The sequence below is a fragment of the Enterobacter sp. 18A13 genome (assembly GCF_007035975.1).
Lineage (GTDB): Bacteria > Pseudomonadota > Gammaproteobacteria > Enterobacterales > Enterobacteriaceae > Enterobacter > Enterobacter vonholyi.
Window position 1 is genome coordinate 4,056,581 of record NZ_AP019634.1, and the last position, 19,757, is coordinate 4,076,337.

Consider the following 19,757-nt stretch of genomic DNA (forward strand, 5'->3'; position numbering starts at 1 on the left):
CTCGCTTTATCAGGCGTAAGCCGCGGCCGGGGTAACCTTCCCAAGACGGAGGGCGTCCAGCGCGATCATTTTTTCTTCGTTGGTAGGGATAACCGCGCAGGCCACGCGGGACGATTCGGTGGAGATCACGCGCTCACCCGCGCTGCCCGGCAGGGCATTTTTAGCGTCGTCGAGGTTGATGCCGAAGACTTTCAGATGTTCCACCACCAGCGCGCGAATCAGCGTTGAGTTTTCGCCAATGCCGCCGGTAAAGACCACACCATCCAGGCGGTGCAGCGACGCCGCGTGCCCGGCGATATGTCGCGCAATGCGGTGAACAAAGGTATGGATAGCCAGCTGCGCCCGCTCATTGCCTTCGTGCCAGGCTTTCTCCAGCGCGCGTAAATCGGAGGAGATGCCGGAGATCCCAAGCAATCCCGACTCTTTATTGACCACGCGCTCCAGATCCTCGAACGACTGGCCGGTCTGCTGGGCAATCCACGCCATCGCGCCGAAGTCCACATCGCCGCAGCGCGTCCCCATTACCAGCCCTTCCAGCGGCGTCATCCCCATCGAGGTGTCGACGCTTTCGCCGTTGCGCACCGCGCAGATGGAGGCTCCGTTGCCGAGATGGGCAATCACCAGGCCGCTGTCATCGGGGGACAGCCCGAGAAGCGTATGCGCCTGCGCGGCCACGTAGCGGTGAGAGGTGCCGTGGAAGCCGTAGCGGCGCACGCCCAGCGCTTCAAAATAACGATACGGCAATCCGTACAGATACGCCTGAGGCGGCAGCGTCTGGTGGAAGCTGGTATCAAATACCGCTACCTGCTGCACGCCCGGGAACAGATGTTGTGCAGCTTCCACGCCTCTCAGGTTGGCGTAGTTATGCAGCGGCGCCAGCGGTGAGACCTGGCGGATCTGCTCAATCACCTCTTCCGTGATCAGGGTCGACTCGCTGAAGAGATTGCCCCCGTGAGCAATGCGATGGCCAATTAAGGCCACGCTGCTCATCAGGTTACGCTTCTCCAGCTCCAGGGCGATGGCAGCCAGCGCCCCTTCGTAGTCCTGGTGAGCCAGTCTGGCCGGCGCACCCCCGTTCACGGAAATAAAGGCCTTCTCGGTGTTGATCCCGTCTGCGATGCCCGTCATCAGGGCATCGCAGCTGCTGGCATCGAGCACCGAAAACTTAACAGAGGACGATCCGCAGTTAATAACCAGTACAACCGGAAACTCAATCATCATGTGACTCCGCTCTTCCTGAGCAATGGGTTAGAACAGTTTGTAAACGATATTCAGAATGGTCAGCAGGCCGACCGCGGTAACGAAGACGTTCTCGGTACGCCCTTTGTATTTCGCCAGCGCCGGTGCCTTGCGGATGGCATACATCGGCAGCAGGCACAGCAGAGAGGCGATGATTGGTGCGCCCATGGCTTCAATAAGGTCGAGAATGTTCGGGTTGGCGTAGGCCACAACCCAGGTGGAGCCCATGATGAACACCATGCTGATGGTGTTCAGTTTGCCAACAGAGACTTTCTTCTTGTCGCCCTTGTAGCCGAACTTGAGTATCAGACCATTCAGACCTTCCAGCGTGCCCAGATAGTGCCCGAAGAAGGATTTGAAGATAGCAACCAGCGCGATGATGGAGGCACCGTATTCCAGCACCGTCGCGAACGTCGATTTTGTTCCGGACATTGACGCAAAGTGGTTCGCCAGGTAAGAGAGCACCGGAATGTTCTGTGCCTTGGCGTCAGCCATGTTCTGCGGAGAGAGCGTAAACAGGCAGCTAAAGGCGAAGAACATCACCACGGCCACCATCAACAGGCTGGCGCGACCGATGATTTTGGAACATTTCTGCTCGGTGAACTCTTTTCCGAAATCAGGCTCGTACTCTTCGCGCTTGGAGACCACGAAAGAGGAGACGATAGGCGAGAAGTTGAAGGAGAAGACCATGATGGAGATACCCAGCCACACGGTGACCAGAATGCCGTCATGGCCGGTGAAGGCGATATCACTCAGGTTGACCTGGTCAATCACCGCCGAGTTCCAGTAAGGGATCAGCGACAGGGAAATCAGCACCAGGCTGGCAATAAACGGGAACACCAGGAAGCTCATTACCTTCACCATCAGGTCTTTACCAAACCAGATAACAAAGGCCATCATCAGCAGCAGGAACAGCGCCACCACGCCGCGGTTCAACGCAGGCAGCTGGAGCTGGTTTTCCCAGAAGGTCATAAAGGTGTTGGTAATGGTGACACCGTAAATCCACAGTAGCGGGCAAATGGCGAAGAAGTAGAGGAACGTGATCACCACCCCACCGGTTTTACCGAAATGCTCTTCTACCGTTTCGGTGATGTTGCCGGAGACATTGCTGCCGGACAGGCAGAGGCGCGCCAGCGCGCGGTGACAGTAAAACGCTATCGGGAACGCGAGAACCAGCATCAGCAGGATAGGGATTAATCCGCCAAAGCCCGCGCGGATGGGGAAGAACAGCACGCCTGCGCCAATGGCGGTACCAAACAGGCCAAGCGTCCAGGTGGTATCAGACTTACGCCAGGAGGACGTTTTTGTCTGGCCAACGATAATGCTTTCTGTGTTGCTCATAGGTCACCTTTATGCGTCAACGAAGCCGGTAATTTGGGAAACACGGGAGAGATCGATATTGCCGCCGGAAATAATGCAGACGGTTTTACGACCCTGAATATAGTGATCAAGCTTGCCGCTTAATAACGCGGCACAGGCCAGCGCGCCGGCACCTTCCGTCACCACTTTATTTCGCTGAATAAGCGCGATCATGCTGTCGCGAATGTTGTCTTCGCTCACCAGCACAATGTCATCGACCAGTTCACGAACGATCTCAAAGGTTAATTTCCCCGGGCGAGAGACATCGCAGCCGTCGGCTAACGTGCCGGTAACGCGATGGTTGGTTATTTCTCCGGCATGCCAGGAGGCCGCCATTCCGTGCACGTTTTCAGACTGTACGCCGATGATATTAATGGTGGGATTGATGGATTTAATTGCCGTTGCAATCCCGGCAATGAGTCCACCGCCGCCGATAGGCACAATGACGTTATCCACGTCATATAAATCTTCAAGAATTTCCAGACCGATGGTGCCCTGCCCGGCGATGACTTTTGCATCGTCGTAAGGGGGAATAAAAATACGCCCTTCCATCTCGACGATTTCGCTGACTTTGGCGATGGTGTCGTTGAAGTTCTCGCCGTGCAGCACGACTTCCGCCGAGTAGTCGCGCGTCGCGGCCACTTTAGACTTCGGCGCCCCCATCGGCATCACCACTTTGCCGTCGATGCCAAGCATGGCGCAGGAGAGAGACACCCCCTGCGCGTGGTTCCCCGCGGAGCAGGCGACAACGCCTTTACGTTTTTCAGCGTCGGTCAGTGAGCTTAATTTGTTAAACGCGCCGCGGATCTTAAACGAGCCGGTACGCTGCATGTTCTCGAACTTCAGGAATATTTCGCCCTTACAGCGTTCGCTGAGATAATTCGAGCGCGGCATACCGGTTTTATATATTTTTCCTGCCAGTCGTTTTCTGGCGTCCTGAATATCTTCAATAGTTACAGGGAGATCGTAGGTAATATGCATAATATCCTCGTTATAATAATTCATTCTTTTTCAGGCAAAGTCAGGGTGTCAGCGCGTTAACACGTTAACGCGCTGGGTGTTTTAAAATAGATACTAATTATTCATCGTCGTCTTTCGATATTCATCGACGAATACTGTTTTGCCAGCTCAACTAATACTGACGCCGATTTCTTAATCCTGTAATTTTTAGACCACACGGCGGCATAACGCGCCACGGGTAATTCATCTTCCACGGGCAGCACAATAAACTGGTCGGAACCGAATGGCGCAATCATGTCGCGGGGAATCACCGTCAGATAATCGGCATTCAGGACAAGGTTATAAATGGTGACGACCGAATCGGTCTGGACGATGTTTTCGATGCTGATGTGGTTGTCTTGCAGGGTGGTCAGAAGTTCTTTGTAGTAGCCCATATCGGTTTGCGGCATCACCCACTGCTCGTGCGTGAGCGATGCCAGTGTCGTCGGGCCGGTGCACGTTCGCGTTTTACTGGCGACCAGCACAAATTCGGACTCAAACAGCGGTTCGACATGCAGATCCTGTAGCAACATTTCATCGCTCAGGGTGCCGATAGCGAAATCCAGACGACCGTCGCGAATGGCCGGGAGGAAAGAGGAGAGCTGGGCTTCATACATCGAGACGCGTGCTTTCGGGAACACTTCCTTGAATTTTTTGATCATCTCAGACAGGAAGGTAAAGCCGATCAGCGACGGGTAGCCAAAGGAGACGTCCATAACGGTGCTGAAGCTCAGGCTGTTAATTTCACTCACCATGTTTTTCATTTCGCGGGTGATCGACTCTGAGTACGAGAGCAGAACCTGGCCCGCGGCAGTGAGTTTTACGCCTGTGTTTTTACGCACCATCACTTCCACGCCGAAGTAGGACTCAATATCGCTGATGATTTTGCTGACTGCAGGTTGCGTCAGGCCCAGCTGCCTTGCTGCAGAACCTATGGAGCCACTTTTAATGACTTCCTGAAATACCACGAGGTGCTGTGTTTTCGGTAGAATAATAGTGTTCATAATATTCTGCGCTTATTTCCCTATGACGGGGTGAATTCTACTCAATAATGTTTAAAGGGGTATGTGCTGTTACTCACAATTTGCTTTCCCGGCCCTTTATCCCACACACCAAAAACAAAATAAAATCGTTATACTTCATTAACATATAACGATATAAATATGCCACTACGCTGACATTGATCAATAAAAATAGCGGTAATAAATTAATTTTATGGCGATAACCCGGATAAATTTTACCGTCCGGAAAAAATCAATAAAGACGATATTTCAGGCAATTAAAGGACAATAAATAACCGCTATTTGTTTGAAACATTCTTTCAATTTATCAATTTTTTCTAACGCGAATTTTCAGGCTTGCGGAAAAGAGTGGAATACGTCACATATTCACGGGATAAATGTATTTAATTTCAATATATGCATATCAAACAAGAAAAATTTTGCGATCATTAAGATAACAATATTAACAAATTACCAATACTGTAAATCTTCTGTTTTTTAGCGTGAAATTTTGTGATGACGATCGTCAACAGATGCAGGAACGATACTGAAGGAGCAAAAACAGTGAAATGTGCTTAATGTCGCAAATATGAGAATTGATGTCGTTTGTTCGGTTGCCGGGCGGCGCAGCGCTTACCCGACCAGCAACATTCAGAAAGCAAAAACCCCGCCGAAGCGGGGTTTTTTAAGAAGTGAAACTGACCGATAAGCCGGGTTCTGTCGTGGACAGTCATTCATCTAGGCCAGCAATCGCTCACTGGCTCAAGCAGCCTACCCGGGTTCAGTACGGGCCGTACCATGTGAACCCCTATTTGGCCTTGCTCCGGGTGGAGTTTACCGTGCCACGGACTGTTACCAGCCGCGCGGTGCGCTCTTACCGCACCCTTTCACCCTTACCTGATCCCGCTTGCGCGGGCCATCGGCGGTTTGCTCTCTGTTGCACTGGTCGTGGGTTTCCCCCCCAGGCGTTACCTGGCACCCTGCCCTATGGAGCCCGGACTTTCCTCCCCTCCGCCCGTCTCCCCCGAAAGGGACGACGACGAAGCGGCGACTGTCTGGTCAGCTTCGGCGCGCAGTATAGAGGGTTTGCACGCCGCTGTCACCCTCAGGTATGGGAAAGCCGTGATTAACGCGCCACTTCCACCTTCGCCAGTTTTTCGTAATAGCATGCAATCGCGCTGTGATCTGCCGTGCCCAGGCCATCGGCACGCAGCGCCTGCATCATCTCCATGACCGCTGCGGTCAGCGGCAGCTGTGCGCCCACGCCGTGTGACGTATCCAGCGCGTTCGCCAGATCTTTGATATGCAGGTCGATGCGGAAACCGGGTTTGAAATTACGCTCCATGACCATCGGCGCTTTGGCATCCAGCACGGTGCTACCCGCCAGACCGCCGCGAATAGCCTGGTAGACCAGGTCCGGATTGACGCCCGCTTTGGTTGCCAGCGTCAGCGCTTCAGACATGGCGGCAATGTTGAGTGCCACAATCACCTGGTTTGCCAGCTTGGTCACGTTACCCGCCCCAATCTCTCCGGTGTGTACCACGGAGCCCGCCATCGCTTTCATCAGGTCGTAGTATCTATCGAAAACGGCTTTATCACCGCCGACCATCACCGACAACGTGCCGTCGATCGCTTTCGGCTCACCGCCGCTGACCGGCGCATCCAGCATATCGACACCCTTTGCCTTTAGCGCCTCGCTGATTTCACGGCTTGCAAGCGGTGCGATAGAGCTCATATCGATCAGCACCAGGCCAGGCTTCGCGCCCTCGATAATGCCGTTTTCACCCAGCGCGACCTCTTTTACATGCGGGGAGTTAGGCAGCATGGTGATGATGACATCGCACTGCTCGGCAATGGCTTTCGCGGTGGTGGCTGTTTCTGCGCCAGCCGCTATCACCTCAGCCACGGCCTGTGGATTATGATCGGAGACCACCAGCGAGTAACCTGCTTTGATGAGGTTCTTACTCATTGGTTTACCCATGATCCCCAGGCCAATAAAACCCACTTTCAGCGTCATAATCTGTTTCCTCAATGATGGTTATTTTTTAAAAGCGTCCGCTAATTTCTGCGTGGCCGAGCGGAATACGCCGAGGTCGCTGCCGACGGCAACAAACGTGGCTCCCCACTCCAGATAGCGACGGGCGTCAGCCTCAACCGGTGCCAGAATGCCGCACGGTTTGCCGTGTGCTTTAGCGCGGGCAAAAATGTGCTGGATCGCGCGCTGCACGTCAGGGTGGCTGGCATTACCCAGATGGCCAAAGGCGGCAGCCAGATCGCTTGGGCCAACGAAGATACCGTCCACGCCATTGGTGCCTGCAATCGCATCGACGTTATCAACGCCCTGCTGGCTCTCAATCTGAACCAGAATGGTGATGTTGCTGTTGGACTGCGCGAAGTAGTCCGGCACGGTGCCAAACATATTGGCGCGATGCGAAATGGAAACGCCGCGGATCCCTTCTGGCGGATAGCGCGTAGAGGCTACGGCCAGTGCCGCTTGTTCTTCCGTCTCCACAAACGGAATCAGGAAGTTATAGAAGCCGATATCCAGCAGGCGCTTGATAATCACCGGCTCGTTGGTGGGGACACGCACTACAGGGGCGCTGTGGCTGCCTTTAAGCGCCATCAGTTGCGGAATAAAGGTGCTGATATCGTTCGGCGCATGTTCGCCGTCCAGCACCAGCCAGTCGAAACCAGCCAGGCCCAGCACTTCGGTGCTGATAGGATTTGCCAGCGCGGACCAGCAGCCAATCTGAATCTGGTGTGCCGCGAGGGCCGCTTTAAATTTATTCGGGAAGATATCGTTACTCATCGTATTTACCTTTTTAATTCCGCAGCCTTTTTCAGCATCATTTTATTTATTCAGACACCGCGCCAGCATGATATTTATTATTCTGCCGTATTCTGGCGTGATAAAAACGTCATTCAGTATAAGGCGCAATCCGCGACCGCACATTGTTTTAATGCTCAGGTATTACGGTATATTTTGATAAAAATTTTTGCATATGCACAAAGCACTGGGCGCTAATGCACAGAATCAAGGATTACGGGTTCTGAAGCGATCGGGATCACATTTTGCTATTCATTCTACTGACATGCTTTATTTCTGAAAGCCGCGTATTTATTTCTACCATTAGAAAAATGGCTGAATTTATTATCAGACTTTTTGCTGGAGAATACTGAACAATGGCCGACATTGAAATTCGACAGGCACCGCCGACGGCGTTTTATATAAAAGTGCACGACGCCGATAACGTGGCGATTATCGTCAACGACAATGGCTTAAAAGCGGGAACCCGCTTTCCGGACGGGCTGGAACTGATTGAGCATGTTCCGCAGGGACATAAAGTCGCCCTGGCGGATATTCCTGCTAACAGCGAAATCGTACGTTACGGTGAAGTCATCGGCTATGCCGTTCGATCTATACCTCAGGGTAGCTGGGTTGAGGAGTCGCTGGTGGCGCTTCCGGAAGCGCCGCCGCTGAATACGCTGCCCCTGGCAACCCGCGTGCCGGAACCGCTTCCTCCGCTGGAAGGCTATACCTTTGAAGGCTACCGCAACGCGGACGGCAGCGTCGGCACCAAGAATCTGCTCGGCATTACCACCAGCGTGCACTGCGTGGCGGGCGTAGTGGATTACGTGGTGAAAATCATCGAACGCGATCTGCTGCCGAAATACCCGAACGTCGACGGCGTGGTTGGCCTGAACCACCTCTACGGCTGCGGCGTGGCGATTAACGCCCCCGCTGCCGTAGTGCCTATCCGTACCATCCACAATATCGCCCTGAACCCCAACTTTGGCGGCGAGGTGATGGTCATTGGCCTCGGCTGTGAAAAATTGCAGCCAGAACGCCTGCTGCAGGGGACCGAGGATGTCAAAGCCATCCCGGCAGACGAGGCCAGCATCGTGCGCCTGCAGGACGAACGCCACGTGGGTTTCCGCTCAATGGTCGACGATATTTTGCAGGTAGCAGAACGCCATCTGGACAAGCTCAACCGCCGCCAGCGCGAAACGTGCCCGGCGTCGGAGCTGGTTGTGGGCACCCAGTGCGGCGGCAGCGATGCCTTCTCCGGCGTGACGGCCAATCCGGCGGTGGGCTTTGCATCCGATCTGCTTGTTCGCTGCGGCGCCACGGTGATGTTCTCCGAGGTGACCGAAGTGCGTGACGCCATCCATCTGCTGACGCCGCGCGCCGTTAATAAAGAGGTCGGCAAGCGACTGCTTGAGGAGATGGCCTGGTACGATAACTATCTCGATATGGGCAAAACCGACCGCAGCGCCAACCCGTCTCCAGGCAACAAGAAAGGCGGCCTGGCAAACGTGGTGGAAAAAGCCCTTGGTTCGATTGCCAAATCCGGGCAGAGCGCGATTGTGGAAGTGCTCTCTCCGGGCCAGCGCCCGACGAAACGCGGCCTGATTTACGCGGCAACGCCGGCCAGCGATTTCGTTTGCGGCACGCAGCAGGTCGCGTCCGGCATTACGGTGCAGGTCTTTACCACCGGGCGCGGCACGCCGTACGGCCTGATGGCGGTACCGGTGATCAAGATGGCGACACGCACCGAGCTGGCAAACCGCTGGTATGACTTAATGGATATCAACGCGGGCACTATCGCCACCGGGGAAGAGAGCATTGAGGACGTGGGCTGGAAACTGTTCCACTTCATTCTGGATGTCGCCAGCGGGCGGAAGAAAACCTTCTCGGATCAATGGGGATTACATAATCAGCTGGCGGTGTTCAACCCGGCACCGGTGACGTGATTCATATTCCCAACCGCACCGAACGGTCCCCTCTCCCCTATGGGGAGAGGGTTAGGAAGAGGGGAAGGCCCCTTAAACCAGCACCACCTCAATCCCGCTTTTTCGGAGCCCTTCCAGACTCTCCGCCGGAATGCCTTCATCGACAATAATCATATCAATCCTTTGCGTATCAATGATTTTATGCAGACTTGAGCGGTTAAATTTGCTGGAGTCCGTGACAACGATAATACGCTCCGCCACCTCGCACATTTTGCGGTTAAGGCGGGCTTCGTCTTCGTTATGCGTACTTACGCCGCGGTCGAGATCGATGGCGTCAACGCCGAGGAACAGCAGGTCAAAATGGTAATTCTGTAGCGACTGTTCTGCCTGGTCACCGTAGAAGGATTGCGACTGACGGCGCAGGTGCCCGCCGGTCATCAGCAATTCCACCCCTTCCGCTTCCAGCAACGCATTCGCCACGTTCATCCCGTTGGTCATCGCAATCACGTCCGTGTGCTGGCGCAGCATGCGGGCGATTTCATACGTCGTGGTGCCGGAGTCCAGAATAATACGGTGCCCGGGTTTGACCAGCGCGGCAGCGGCCTGCGCGATACTGCGCTTCACCGCCGTATTCAGCGAGCTTTTATCCTCCACGGAAGGCTCAGCGCCCGGTACATTGCCTTCGCAAATCAAAGCCCCGCCGTAAGCGCGAACGGCAATACCCTGCTTCTCCAGAAACGCCAGGTCGTTGCGGATCGTCACCGTCGATACGCCGTACAGATGAGACAGATCGTTAACCTGCACGCTTCCCTGCGCCCGCAACCGCTGAATGATCTGCTCTCGCCTTTCACTGGTGCCGGTGATGCGCTTTTCCGCGGATGAATCGGTGCTGCTCATACGAGCTCCTTAATAAATAGCCTTTCGTTTCATTTCGTTTTGCCTATTAAGGCCTTTCTTTTTCGGGAATGCAAGTCCCGCCTTACGTACAGACGCAAGCCAACACTGCGCTGAAACCTTTCATTATGTTTCTTTTGTGAAACAGATCGGAAAACTATTATCTTTCGTTTTATTTTTATATCACCATGATGCAGGATTAAATGAAACAAAACGAAAGACAAGTATCATTGCCATCCGAAATGGAGAGGAAAGTGAAACATCTGACAGAAATGGTGGAACAACATAAACGAGGGAATTCGAACGGGATCTATGCCGTCTGCTCCGCACATCCGCTGGTACTTGAAGCTGCAATTCGTTACGCGCATTCGCATCAGACGCCGCTGCTGATCGAGGCGACCTCCAACCAGGTGGATCAATTTGGCGGCTATACCGGCATGACGCCTGCGGATTTTCACGCGTTTGTCTGCCGGCTGGCCGAGTCGCTCGGTTTTCCGACATCACAGCTGATACTCGGCGGCGATCATCTGGGCCCTAACCGCTGGCAAAATCTCCCTGCGGAACAGGCGATGGCAAATGCCGACGATCTGATCAAAAGCTATGTTTCCGCCGGATTCAAAAAGATCCACCTGGACTGCAGCATGTCCTGCGAGGACGACCCGGTTCCCCTGACCGACGCGATCGTCGCCGGACGCGCCGCACGCCTGGCGAATATTGCCGAAGCGACCTGTCGCGAGCAGTTTGGTGAATCCGATCTGGTCTACGTTATCGGCACGGAAGTGCCGGTTCCCGGTGGCGCGCACGAGACGCTCACCGAACTTGCCGTCACCACGCCGGACGCGGCCCGCGCCACGCTTGAAGCGCACCGCCACGCGTTCGAAAAGGAAGGCTTAAGCGACATCTGGCCGCGCATTATTGGCCTGGTGGTCCAGCCTGGCGTGGAGTTCGACCACGCGCACGTCTGCGACTATCAGCCGCAGAAGGCCGTTGCCCTGAGCAAAATGGTTGAAGCCTACGACACGCTGGTGTTTGAAGCGCACTCCACCGACTACCAGACGCCGCAGGCGCTGCGCCAGCTGGTTAACGATCACTTTGCCATTCTGAAAGTTGGCCCCGCCCTGACCTTCGCCCTGCGCGAGGCGCTGTTTTCGCTGGCCGCCATTGAAGAGGAGCTGCTGCCGGCAAAAGCCAGCTCCGGCCTGCGTCACGTGCTGGAAAACGTCATGCTCGACCGTCCGGAATACTGGCAAAGCCATTACCACGGTGACGGCAACGCGCGTCGCCTGGCGCGCGGCTACAGCTACTCAGACCGCGTGCGCTACTACTGGCCGGACAGCCAAATTGACGACGCCTTTGCACGGCTGGTGCGTAACCTGGCAGACGAGCCTGTTCCTCTGCCGCTGATCAGCCAGTACCTGCCGCTGCAGTACAGCAAAGTTCGCGAGGGCGCTCTCAAGTCAACGCCACGGGAACTCATCATCGACCACATTCAGGACATACTCCAGCAGTACCACGCCGCCTGCGAAGGCGTAACGACTCAAAACGCATAATTAAAAAAGAGGAAAACGCTATGCCAAACATTGTTTTATGCCGCATCGACGAACGCCTGATCCACGGTCAGGTGGGCGTGCAGTGGGTGGGGTTTGCGGGGGCAAACCTGGTGCTGGTCGCTAACGATGAGGTCGCTGAGGATCCGGTTCAACAGAACCTGATGGAAATGGTGCTCGCAGAAGGGATCGCCGTGCGCTTCTGGTCGCTGCAAAAGGTGATCGACAACATTCACCGCGCCGCTGACCGCCAGAAAATCCTGCTGGTCTGCAAATCACCCGCCGATTTTCTGAAGCTGGTCGAGGGCGGCGTGCCCATCACCCGTATCAACGTCGGAAACATGCACTACGCCAGTGGCAAACAACAAATTGCCAAAACGGTCTCTGTCGACGCGAACGATATTGACGCGTTCAACGGCCTGAAAGCGGCCGGTGTGGAATGCTTCGTTCAGGGCGTTCCAACAGAAACTGCTTTGGATCTCTTTAAACTGCTCTGAGGGATTCACAATGGAAATCAGTCTGTTGCAGGCGATTGGGTTGGGCATACTCGCCTTTATCGCCGGTCTGGATATGTTTAACGGGTTAACGCACATGCACCGCCCGGTGGTGCTCGGGCCGCTGGTCGGCCTGATTCTGGGCGATCTGCACACCGGCATTTTGACCGGCGGTACGTTAGAGCTGGTCTGGATGGGGCTGGCCCCGCTCGCCGGTGCCCAGCCGCCTAACGTCATTATCGGCACCATCGTGGGGACCGCGTTTGCCATCAGCACCGGCGTGAAGCCAGAAGTCGCGGTTGGCGTCGCCGTGCCGTTTGCCGTTGCGGTACAGATGGGGATTACGTTCCTCTTCTCGGTGATGTCCGGCGTCATGTCGCGCTGCGATCGCATGGCGGCCAATGCAGACACCAACGGCATTGAACGGGTTAACTATCTTGCGCTGCTGGCGCTCGGCATCTTCTATTTTCTGTGCGCGTTCCTGCCAATCTACTTCGGTGCGGAACATGCGAAAACCGCCATTGACGTTCTGCCAGCGCGTCTGATTGACGGCCTCGGCGTCGCGGGCGGCATCATGCCAGCCATCGGCTTCGCCGTGCTGCTGAAGATCATGATGAAAAACGTGTACATCCCTTACTTCATTATTGGTTTTGTCGCCGCCGCCTGGCTCAAGCTTCCGGTGCTGGCGATTGCGGCGGCCGCGCTGGCCATGGCGCTGATCGACCTGATGCGTAAATCACCTGAACCGACGGCTCCCGCCGCTCAGAAAGAGGAATTCGAAGATGGCATCTAACCACACCACCCTGCCGGGCGTGTCTGAAAGCGAAGAGACGCTGCTGACCGGCGTGAATGAAAACGTCTACGAAGACCAGAACATCGGTGCCGAGCTGACGAAAAAGGATATCAACCGCGTGGCCTGGCGTTCTATGCTGCTGCAGGCCTCGTTTAACTACGAACGTATGCAGGCCTCCGGCTGGCTGTACGGGCTGCTGCCCGCGTTGAAAAAGATCCACACCAACAAGCGGGACCTGGCGCGGGCGATGAAAGGCCATATGGGCTTCTTTAACACCCACCCGTTCCTGGTGACCTTTGTTATCGGCATCATTCTGGCGATGGAGCGATCCAAGCAGGATGTGAACAGCATCCAGAGCACCAAAATTGCCGTCGGCGCGCCGCTTGGCGGTATTGGCGACGCCATGTTCTGGCTGACCCTGCTGCCCATCTGCGGCGGTATTGGTGCCAGCCTGGCGCTGCAAGGGTCGATTCTGGGCGCGGTGGTCTTTATCGTGCTGTTTAACGTGGTACACCTCGGCCTGCGCTTTGGCCTGGCGCACTACGCTTACCGGATGGGCGTCGCGGCCATTCCGCTGATTAAAGCCAACACTAAAAAGGTCGGCCACGCGGCGTCTATCGTCGGGATGACGGTGATCGGCGCGCTGGTGGCAACCTACGTCCGCCTCAATACCACGCTCGAAATCAAGGCGGGTGATGCGGTCGTTAAACTGCAGGCCGACGTCATCGACAAGCTGATGCCCGCGTTCCTGCCGCTGGTCTACACCCTGACCATGTTCTGGCTGGTACGCCGCGGCTGGAGCCCGCTGCGGCTGATCGGTATCACCGTGCTGCTGGGCGTTGTCGGTAAATTCTGTCACTTCCTGTAAAAGCAAAGAGGTTGCGATGTTAGGCATTATTTTGACGGGTCACGGCGGTTTTGCCAGCGGACTTGAGCAGGCGATGAAGCAGATCCTGGGCGAACAGCCGCAGTTTATTGCCATCGATTTTCCGGAAACCTCCACCACCGCGCGGCTGACCGCTCAGCTTGAGCAGGCAGTGAGTGAACTCGATGCAGAGCACGATATTGTGTTTCTCACCGACCTGCTCGGCGGCACGCCTTTTCGCGTGGCATCGACGCTCGCCATGCAACGGCCGGGCAGTGAAGTCATCACCGGCACCAACCTGCAGCTGCTGCTGGAGATGGTGCTGGAGCGCGACGGATTAAGCAGCGAGGCGTTTCGTCTGCAGGCGCTGGAGTGCGGGCACCGCGGCCTGACGAGCCTGGTCGACGAGCTGGGGCGCTGCCGTGAGGAAGCTCCGGCTGAGGAAGGGATATGAGCCAGCTGCTGCGCGCGCGACGGATCCTGACCGAACAGGGCTGGCTGGACGACCACCAGCTACGTATAGAAAGCGGCGCGGTTGCGGCGATTGAACCCATCCCGGCGGGCGTTACGGCGCGCGATGCGGAGCTGCTTTGCCCGGCGTATATCGATACGCACGTCCACGGCGGCGCGGGCGTGGACGTCATGGATGATGCGCCTGACGTGCTGGACACTCTGGCGATGCATAAAGCGCGTGAAGGCGTGGGCGCATTTCTGCCCACCACCGTGACCGCGCCGATGGAAGCCATCCACAGCGCACTGATGCGTATCGCCCGGCGCAGTCAGTCCGGCGGACCCGGCGCGCAGATCCTGGGCAGTTATCTGGAAGGACCGTACTTTACGCCCCAGAACAAAGGGGCGCATCCGCCCGAGCTATTCCGGGAACTGGATATCGCCGAGCTGGACAGATTGATTGACGTTTCACAGAGCACGCTACGCGTGGTGGCGCTCGCGCCGGAAAAACCCGGCGCGCTGCAGGCGATTCATCATCTTAAACAGCGCGGTATCCGCGTCATGCTGGGCCACAGCGCTGCTACGTACCGGCAAACTCTCGCCGCGTTTGATGCGGGTGCCGACGGGCTGGTGCACTGCTACAACGGTATGACGGGTTTGCACCACAGAGAGCCCGGCATGGTCGGCGCAGGGCTGACGGACAAACGGGCGTGGCTGGAGCTGATTGCCGACGGCCACCACGTCCATCCGGGAGCGATGCGTTTATGCTGCTGCTGCGCTCAGGATCGCGTGGTGCTGATTACCGATGCCATGCAGGCGGCAGGTATGCCGGACGGTCGGTATACCCTGTGCGGTGAAGAGGTCACGATGCAAAACGGCGTGGTTCGAACCGGCTCCGGCGGGCTGGCGGGCAGCACGCTGTCGCTGGATGCCGCGGTCAGGAATATGGTGGAGTACGCGGGCGTCACCGCCGAAGACGCTATCCATATGGCCTCGCTGCACCCTGCCCGGCTGCTGGGCGTTGACGATCAGCTTGGATCCTTAGCCCCGGGCAAACGCGCCAATATTATTGCGTTGGACGGAGGTTTACACCTCCAGCGGATCTGGATTCAGGGCCAGGCTCTCCCCCTTTAGCCCTTTCATTGTGTCTCCTTTTGGCTTTACGGCCTGAAACCGTAAGGCCTTTCTTTTCCTTTCCTTAAATTTTCCCTTTCCTTTCACGATCACACTTTTCGTTTTATTTCTTTTCTTTCATTGAAGTTTCGATTTCTTTTCTATAGATTTTATTTAACTGCTTAAGTGAACAAGTGAAACGAAACGAAAGATAGCGACACGATTGCCAGCGTCTGATGTGGAATTCACACGACTAAGGACTGAGTTATGCAACAAACCACTACCGCCACCACAACCGGCACCTGGACCGAGGAAGAGATCCGCCAGCAGCCTGCCAGCTGGATCCGCTCGCTCAACAACATCGATAACCTGCGTGCTTCGATCGACAGTTTCCTGACGCCGCTGCTGCGCAAGCGCGATCTGCGGATCGTCCTGACCGGCGCGGGCACGTCCGCCTTTATCGGCGATATCATTGCGCCATGGCTTTCAAGCCACACCGGGAAAAACTTCACCGCCGTCCCGACAACCGATCTGGTCACGAACCCGATGGACTACTTCAGCCCTGGGCACCCGCTGCTGCTGGTTTCGTTTGCCCGCTCCGGCAACAGTCCGGAAAGCGTCGCGGCCGTTGAGCTGGCAAACCAGTTCGTGCCGGAGTGCTATCACCTGTCCATTACCTGCAACGAGGCGGGGAGCCTGTACCAGAACGCCGTCGACAGCGATAACGCCTTTGCCCTGCTGATGCCTGCCGAAACGCACGATCGCGGGTTCGCGATGACCAGCAGCATCACCACCATGATGGCGAGCTGTCTGGCCGTGTTCGCCCCGGAAACGATCAATACCCACACCTTCGGCGACGTCGCCGATCGCTGTCAGGCGATCCTCGCCTCGCTCGGGGATTTCAGCCACGGCGTCTTTGGCAGCGAACCGTGGAAACGGATAGTGTATCTGGGAAGCGGCGGCCTGCAGGGCGCGGCGCGCGAATCGGCGCTGAAGGTGCTGGAGCTGACGGCGGGCAAGCTGGCGGCATTTTACGACTCCCCTACGGGCTTCCGTCACGGGCCGAAGTCGCTGGTAGACAATGAAACGCTGGTGGTGGTGTTCATCTCCAGCCATCCATATACGCGTCAGTACGATCTGGATCTGCTGGCCGAGCTGCGCCGCGATCGCCAGGCCCTGCGCGTCGTCGCCATCGCCGCTGAAAACGATCCGGTCATTGAAGCGGGTCCGCACATTCTGCTGCCGCCTTCACGTCCGTTTATCGATATGGAACAGGCGTTCTGCTTCCTGATGTATGCCCAGGTCTTTGCGCTCACCCAGTCGCTTAGCGCAGGCATTACGCCCGATACGCCATCGGCCAGCGGGACGGTCAACCGCGTGGTGCAGGGCGTCGTTATTCATCCGTGGCAGGCTTAAGAGGATCTGATTATGAGTATTATCTCGACGAAATATCTTCTGCAGGACGCGCAGGCAAAAGGCTACGCCGTTCCGGCGTTCAACATCCACAACGCGGAGACGATCCAGGCGATCCTCGAAGCGTGCAGCGAAATGCGATCGCCGGTGATCCTAGCGGGCACGCCGGGCACCTTTAAGCATATTGCGCTGGAAGAGATCTACGCCCTGTGCAGCGCCTACTCCCACACCTACGACATGCCGCTGGCGCTGCACCTCGATCACCACGAATCACTGGACGATATTCGCCGCAAGGTCAACGCGGGCGTGCGCAGCGCGATGATCGACGGCAGCCACTACCCGTTTGAACAAAACGTGAAGCTGGTGAAGTCGGTGGTCGATTTCTGCCACCTCAACGACTGCAGCGTCGAGGCCGAGCTGGGCCGTCTGGGCGGCATGGAAGATGACATGAGCGTGGACGCGGAAAGCGCATTCCTCACCGATCCGCAGGAGGCGAAACGCTTCGTCGAACTGACCGGCGTAGACAGCCTCGCCGTCGCCATCGGCACCGCCCACGGCCTGTATACCAAGCGCCCGAAAATCGACTTCCAGCGGCTGGCAGAAATCCGCGAAGTGGTCACCGTGCCGCTGGTGCTGCACGGCGCGAGCGATGTGCCGGATGAGTTTGTTCGCCGCACCATCGAGCTGGGCGTGTGCAAAGTCAACGTGGCGACCGAGCTGAAAATTGCTTTCTCTGACGCGGTTAAGGCCTGGTTTGCCGAAAACCCGCAGGGCAACGATCCGCGCTTCTATATGCGGGTCGGCATGGACGCCATGAAAGAGGTGGTCAGAAGCAAGATCGCCGTTTGCGGATCGGCAAACCGATTGCTGCTTCCGGCAGAAGCCTGATTAAAAAGGAGCTTACGCTGATGAAAAAAATCCTCGCACTCTCAGTGCTGGCCATGTGCGTTTCCCATAGCGCGGTGGCCGCGAACTACGCGCTCGGTAACGACAATATTGCTCTGTCATTTGATGATGCAAACTCAACGGTAGTGGTTAAGGACACCAGGGCTAACCATCCGCTCACGCCGCAGGAGCTGTTCTTTCTGACGCTGCCGGACGAGACGAAAATCCACACCGCTGATTTTAAAATCAAGCATGTCGAAAAGCAGGACAGCGGCTTGGTCATCGATTTCACCCATCCGGACTTTAACGTAACGGTGAAGCTGAACCTGGTGAAGGGGAAATACGCCAGCATCGACTACACCGTTGCCGCCGTTGGTCAGCCGCGAGACGTGGCAAAAATTACCTTCTTCCCGACCAAAAAGCAGGCTCAGGCACCTTACGTAGACGGGGCGATTAACAGCTCGCCGATCGTCGCAGACTCGTTCTTCATTCTGCCGGACAAGCCCATCGTTAACACCTACGCCTATGAAGCGACAACCAATCTCAACGTAGAGCTGAAAACGCCGATTCAGCCAGAGTCGCCGGTCAGCTTTACCACCTGGTTCGGCACCTTCCCGGAGACCAGCCAGCTGCGCCGCAGCGTAAACCAGTTTATTGATGCCGTCCGCCCGCGTCCGTATAAGCCTTATTTACACTACAACAGCTGGATGGATATCGGCTTCTTTACCCCGTACTCCGAGCAGGACGTGCTGGGGCGGATGGATGAATGGAATAAGGAATTTATCACCGGGCGCGGCGTGGCGCTGGATGCGTTCCTGCTTGACGATGGCTGGGATGACCTGACCGGACGCTGGCTGTTTGGCCCGGCATTCAGCAACGGTTTTAGCAAAGTTCGGGAAAAAGCCGACAGCATGCACAGCTCCGTTGGACTGTGGCTCTCGCCGTGGGGTGGATATAACAAACCGCGCGACACTCGCGTCTCGCATGCAAAAGAGTACGGTTTCGAAACGGTAGACGGGAAGCTGGCGCTGTCAGGCCCAAACTATTTTAAAAACTTCAATGAGCAGATCGTTAAGCTAATTAAAAACGAGCACATTACCTCGTTCAAGCTGGACGGGATGGGTAATGCCAATTCGCATATTAAGGGCAGCCCGTTCGCCTCGGATTTTGACGCCTCTATCGCTCTGCTGCACAACATGCGCAGCGCCAACCCGAATCTGTTTATTAACCTGACGACAGGTACCAACGCCAGCCCGTCCTGGCTGTTCTACGCTGATTCCATCTGGCGCCAGGGCGATGACATCAACCTGTACGGTCCCGGCACGCCGGTGCAGCAGTGGATGACCTACCGCGATGCGGAAACGTACCGCTCCATTGTTCGCAAAGGGCCGCTGTTCCCGTTGAACTCGCTGATGTACCACGGGATCGTTAGCGCGGAAAACGCCTATTACGGGCTGGAGAAGGTGCAAACGGACAGCGACTTTGCCGACCAGGTCTGGAGCTACTTCGCCACCGGAACCCAGCTGCAGGAGCTGTATATCACCCCTTCAATGCTGAATAAGGCGAAGTGGGACACCCTGGCGCGGGCCGCGAAGTGGTCCCGGGATAACGCCAACGTGCTGGTAGATACGCACTGGATTGGTGGCGATCCGACCGCGCTGCAGGTTTACGGCTGGGCATCCTGGAGCAAGGACAAAGCGATTCTCGGCTTGCGTAACCCGTCGGATAAGCCGCAAAGCTACTACCTGGATTTAACAAAAGATTTTGAAATCCCGACAGGAAACGCGGCGCAGTTTCGTCTGAAAGCGGTGTACGGCAGTAATTCAACCGTACCGGAGGAGTATAAAAACGCGGTGGTGATTACGCTGCAGCCGCTGGAAACGCTGGTGTTTGAGGCGGTACCAGTTAGCTAAAAGACGCATAACGATCTGCAGGCCGGGTTAGGCGCAGCCGCCACCCGGCAAAACAGGC

Annotated in this window: 17 protein-coding genes and 1 other RNA gene; 10 read left to right on the top strand and 8 right to left on the bottom strand. The window is 56.3% G+C overall.

Going from position 1 to position 19,757, the window contains the following annotated elements; all coding sequences use genetic code 11:
* Positions 1 to 9: 9 nt before the first annotated feature.
* From tdcD to garL, 7 genes are all read right to left on the bottom strand, one after another.
* Complete coding sequence (gene tdcD, locus FOY93_RS19555) at positions 10 to 1,218, bottom strand: propionate kinase (RefSeq protein WP_143345746.1); 1,209 nt, start codon at positions 1,216 to 1,218, stop codon at positions 10 to 12.
* A gap of 30 nt (positions 1,219 to 1,248) precedes the next feature.
* On the bottom strand, positions 1,249 to 2,580 hold the full coding sequence (gene tdcC / locus FOY93_RS19560) for a threonine/serine transporter TdcC (protein ID WP_143345576.1): 1,332 nt from the start codon (positions 2,578 to 2,580) through the stop codon (positions 1,249 to 1,251).
* A 9-nt stretch (positions 2,581 to 2,589) separates the two neighbouring features.
* On the bottom strand, positions 2,590 to 3,579 hold the full coding sequence (gene tdcB / locus FOY93_RS19565; protein WP_133295183.1) for a bifunctional threonine ammonia-lyase/L-serine ammonia-lyase TdcB: 990 nt from the start codon (positions 3,577 to 3,579) through the stop codon (positions 2,590 to 2,592).
* Between the two features lie 101 nt (positions 3,580 to 3,680).
* Positions 3,681 to 4,601, bottom strand: a complete 921-nt coding sequence (gene tdcA, locus FOY93_RS19570; RefSeq protein ID WP_008501504.1) for a transcriptional regulator TdcA — start codon at positions 4,599 to 4,601, stop codon at positions 3,681 to 3,683.
* 687 nt (positions 4,602 to 5,288) lie between these two features.
* Positions 5,289 to 5,665, bottom strand: an RNA gene (gene rnpB / locus FOY93_RS19575) — RNase P RNA component class A.
* Positions 5,666 to 5,724: 59 nt separating this feature from the next.
* Positions 5,725 to 6,615 (bottom strand): 2-hydroxy-3-oxopropionate reductase, encoded by an 891-nt coding sequence (gene garR, locus FOY93_RS19580; protein WP_136195044.1) that lies wholly within the window; start codon positions 6,613 to 6,615, stop codon positions 5,725 to 5,727.
* 21 nt (positions 6,616 to 6,636) lie between these two features.
* Complete coding sequence (garL, locus tag FOY93_RS19585) at positions 6,637 to 7,407, bottom strand: 2-dehydro-3-deoxyglucarate aldolase (protein ID WP_136195043.1); 771 nt, start codon at positions 7,405 to 7,407, stop codon at positions 6,637 to 6,639.
* 374 nt (positions 7,408 to 7,781) lie between these two features.
* Between garL and garD the strand changes: the two genes are divergently transcribed.
* Positions 7,782 to 9,353: a galactarate dehydratase gene (gene garD / locus FOY93_RS19590; protein ID WP_143345577.1), complete on the top strand. Its 1,572-nt coding sequence runs from the start codon at positions 7,782 to 7,784 to the stop codon at positions 9,351 to 9,353.
* 72 nt (positions 9,354 to 9,425) lie between these two features.
* On the opposite strand, the gene FOY93_RS19595 is transcribed toward garD, so the two are convergent.
* The gene (locus tag FOY93_RS19595) at positions 9,426 to 10,229 is read right to left on the bottom strand and encodes a DeoR family transcriptional regulator (RefSeq protein ID WP_133295187.1); all 804 of its coding nucleotides are present in this window, start codon (positions 10,227 to 10,229) and stop codon (positions 9,426 to 9,428) included.
* A 251-nt stretch (positions 10,230 to 10,480) separates the two neighbouring features.
* Here FOY93_RS19595 and kbaZ point away from each other — a divergent pair, with 251 nt between their 5' ends.
* From kbaZ to FOY93_RS19640, 9 genes are all read left to right on the top strand, one after another.
* Positions 10,481 to 11,776: a tagatose-bisphosphate aldolase subunit KbaZ gene (gene kbaZ, locus FOY93_RS19600; RefSeq protein ID WP_172621925.1), complete on the top strand. Its 1,296-nt coding sequence runs from the start codon at positions 10,481 to 10,483 to the stop codon at positions 11,774 to 11,776.
* 20 nt (positions 11,777 to 11,796) lie between these two features.
* Positions 11,797 to 12,270 (top strand): PTS N-acetylgalactosamine transporter subunit IIB, encoded by a 474-nt coding sequence (gene agaV, locus FOY93_RS19605; RefSeq protein ID WP_023309307.1) that lies wholly within the window; start codon positions 11,797 to 11,799, stop codon positions 12,268 to 12,270.
* 10 nt (positions 12,271 to 12,280) lie between these two features.
* Entirely contained in the window at positions 12,281 to 13,060 is a 780-nt protein-coding gene (gene agaW / locus FOY93_RS19610; RefSeq protein WP_136195041.1) for a PTS N-acetylgalactosamine transporter subunit IIC, read from the top strand.
* Complete coding sequence (gene agaE / locus FOY93_RS19615) at positions 13,050 to 13,928, top strand: PTS N-acetylgalactosamine transporter subunit IID (RefSeq protein ID WP_045355422.1); 879 nt, start codon at positions 13,050 to 13,052, stop codon at positions 13,926 to 13,928. The genes agaW and agaE overlap by 11 nt, the downstream gene beginning before the upstream one ends.
* A 16-nt stretch (positions 13,929 to 13,944) precedes the next feature.
* Positions 13,945 to 14,379 (top strand): PTS galactosamine/N-acetylgalactosamine transporter subunit IIA, encoded by a 435-nt coding sequence (gene agaF / locus FOY93_RS19620; RefSeq protein ID WP_045355421.1) that lies wholly within the window; start codon positions 13,945 to 13,947, stop codon positions 14,377 to 14,379.
* Positions 14,376 to 15,509, top strand: a complete 1,134-nt coding sequence (gene nagA / locus FOY93_RS19625; protein ID WP_133295188.1) for an N-acetylglucosamine-6-phosphate deacetylase — start codon at positions 14,376 to 14,378, stop codon at positions 15,507 to 15,509. Before agaF ends, nagA begins: the two co-directional genes overlap by 4 nt.
* Positions 15,510 to 15,755: 246 nt before the next feature.
* The gene (locus tag FOY93_RS19630) at positions 15,756 to 16,904 is read left to right on the top strand and encodes an SIS domain-containing protein (protein ID WP_133295189.1); all 1,149 of its coding nucleotides are present in this window, start codon (positions 15,756 to 15,758) and stop codon (positions 16,902 to 16,904) included.
* 12 nt (positions 16,905 to 16,916) lie between these two features.
* Positions 16,917 to 17,789, top strand: coding sequence for a tagatose-bisphosphate aldolase subunit KbaY (kbaY, locus tag FOY93_RS19635; protein WP_023309313.1), 873 nt, complete (start codon positions 16,917 to 16,919; stop codon positions 17,787 to 17,789).
* Between the two features lie 20 nt (positions 17,790 to 17,809).
* Positions 17,810 to 19,699 carry an alpha-galactosidase gene (locus tag FOY93_RS19640; protein WP_143345578.1) on the top strand — a complete coding sequence of 630 codons (1,890 nt, stop codon included), beginning with the start codon at positions 17,810 to 17,812 and terminating at the stop codon, positions 19,697 to 19,699.
* Positions 19,700 to 19,757: the final 58 nt, after the last annotated feature.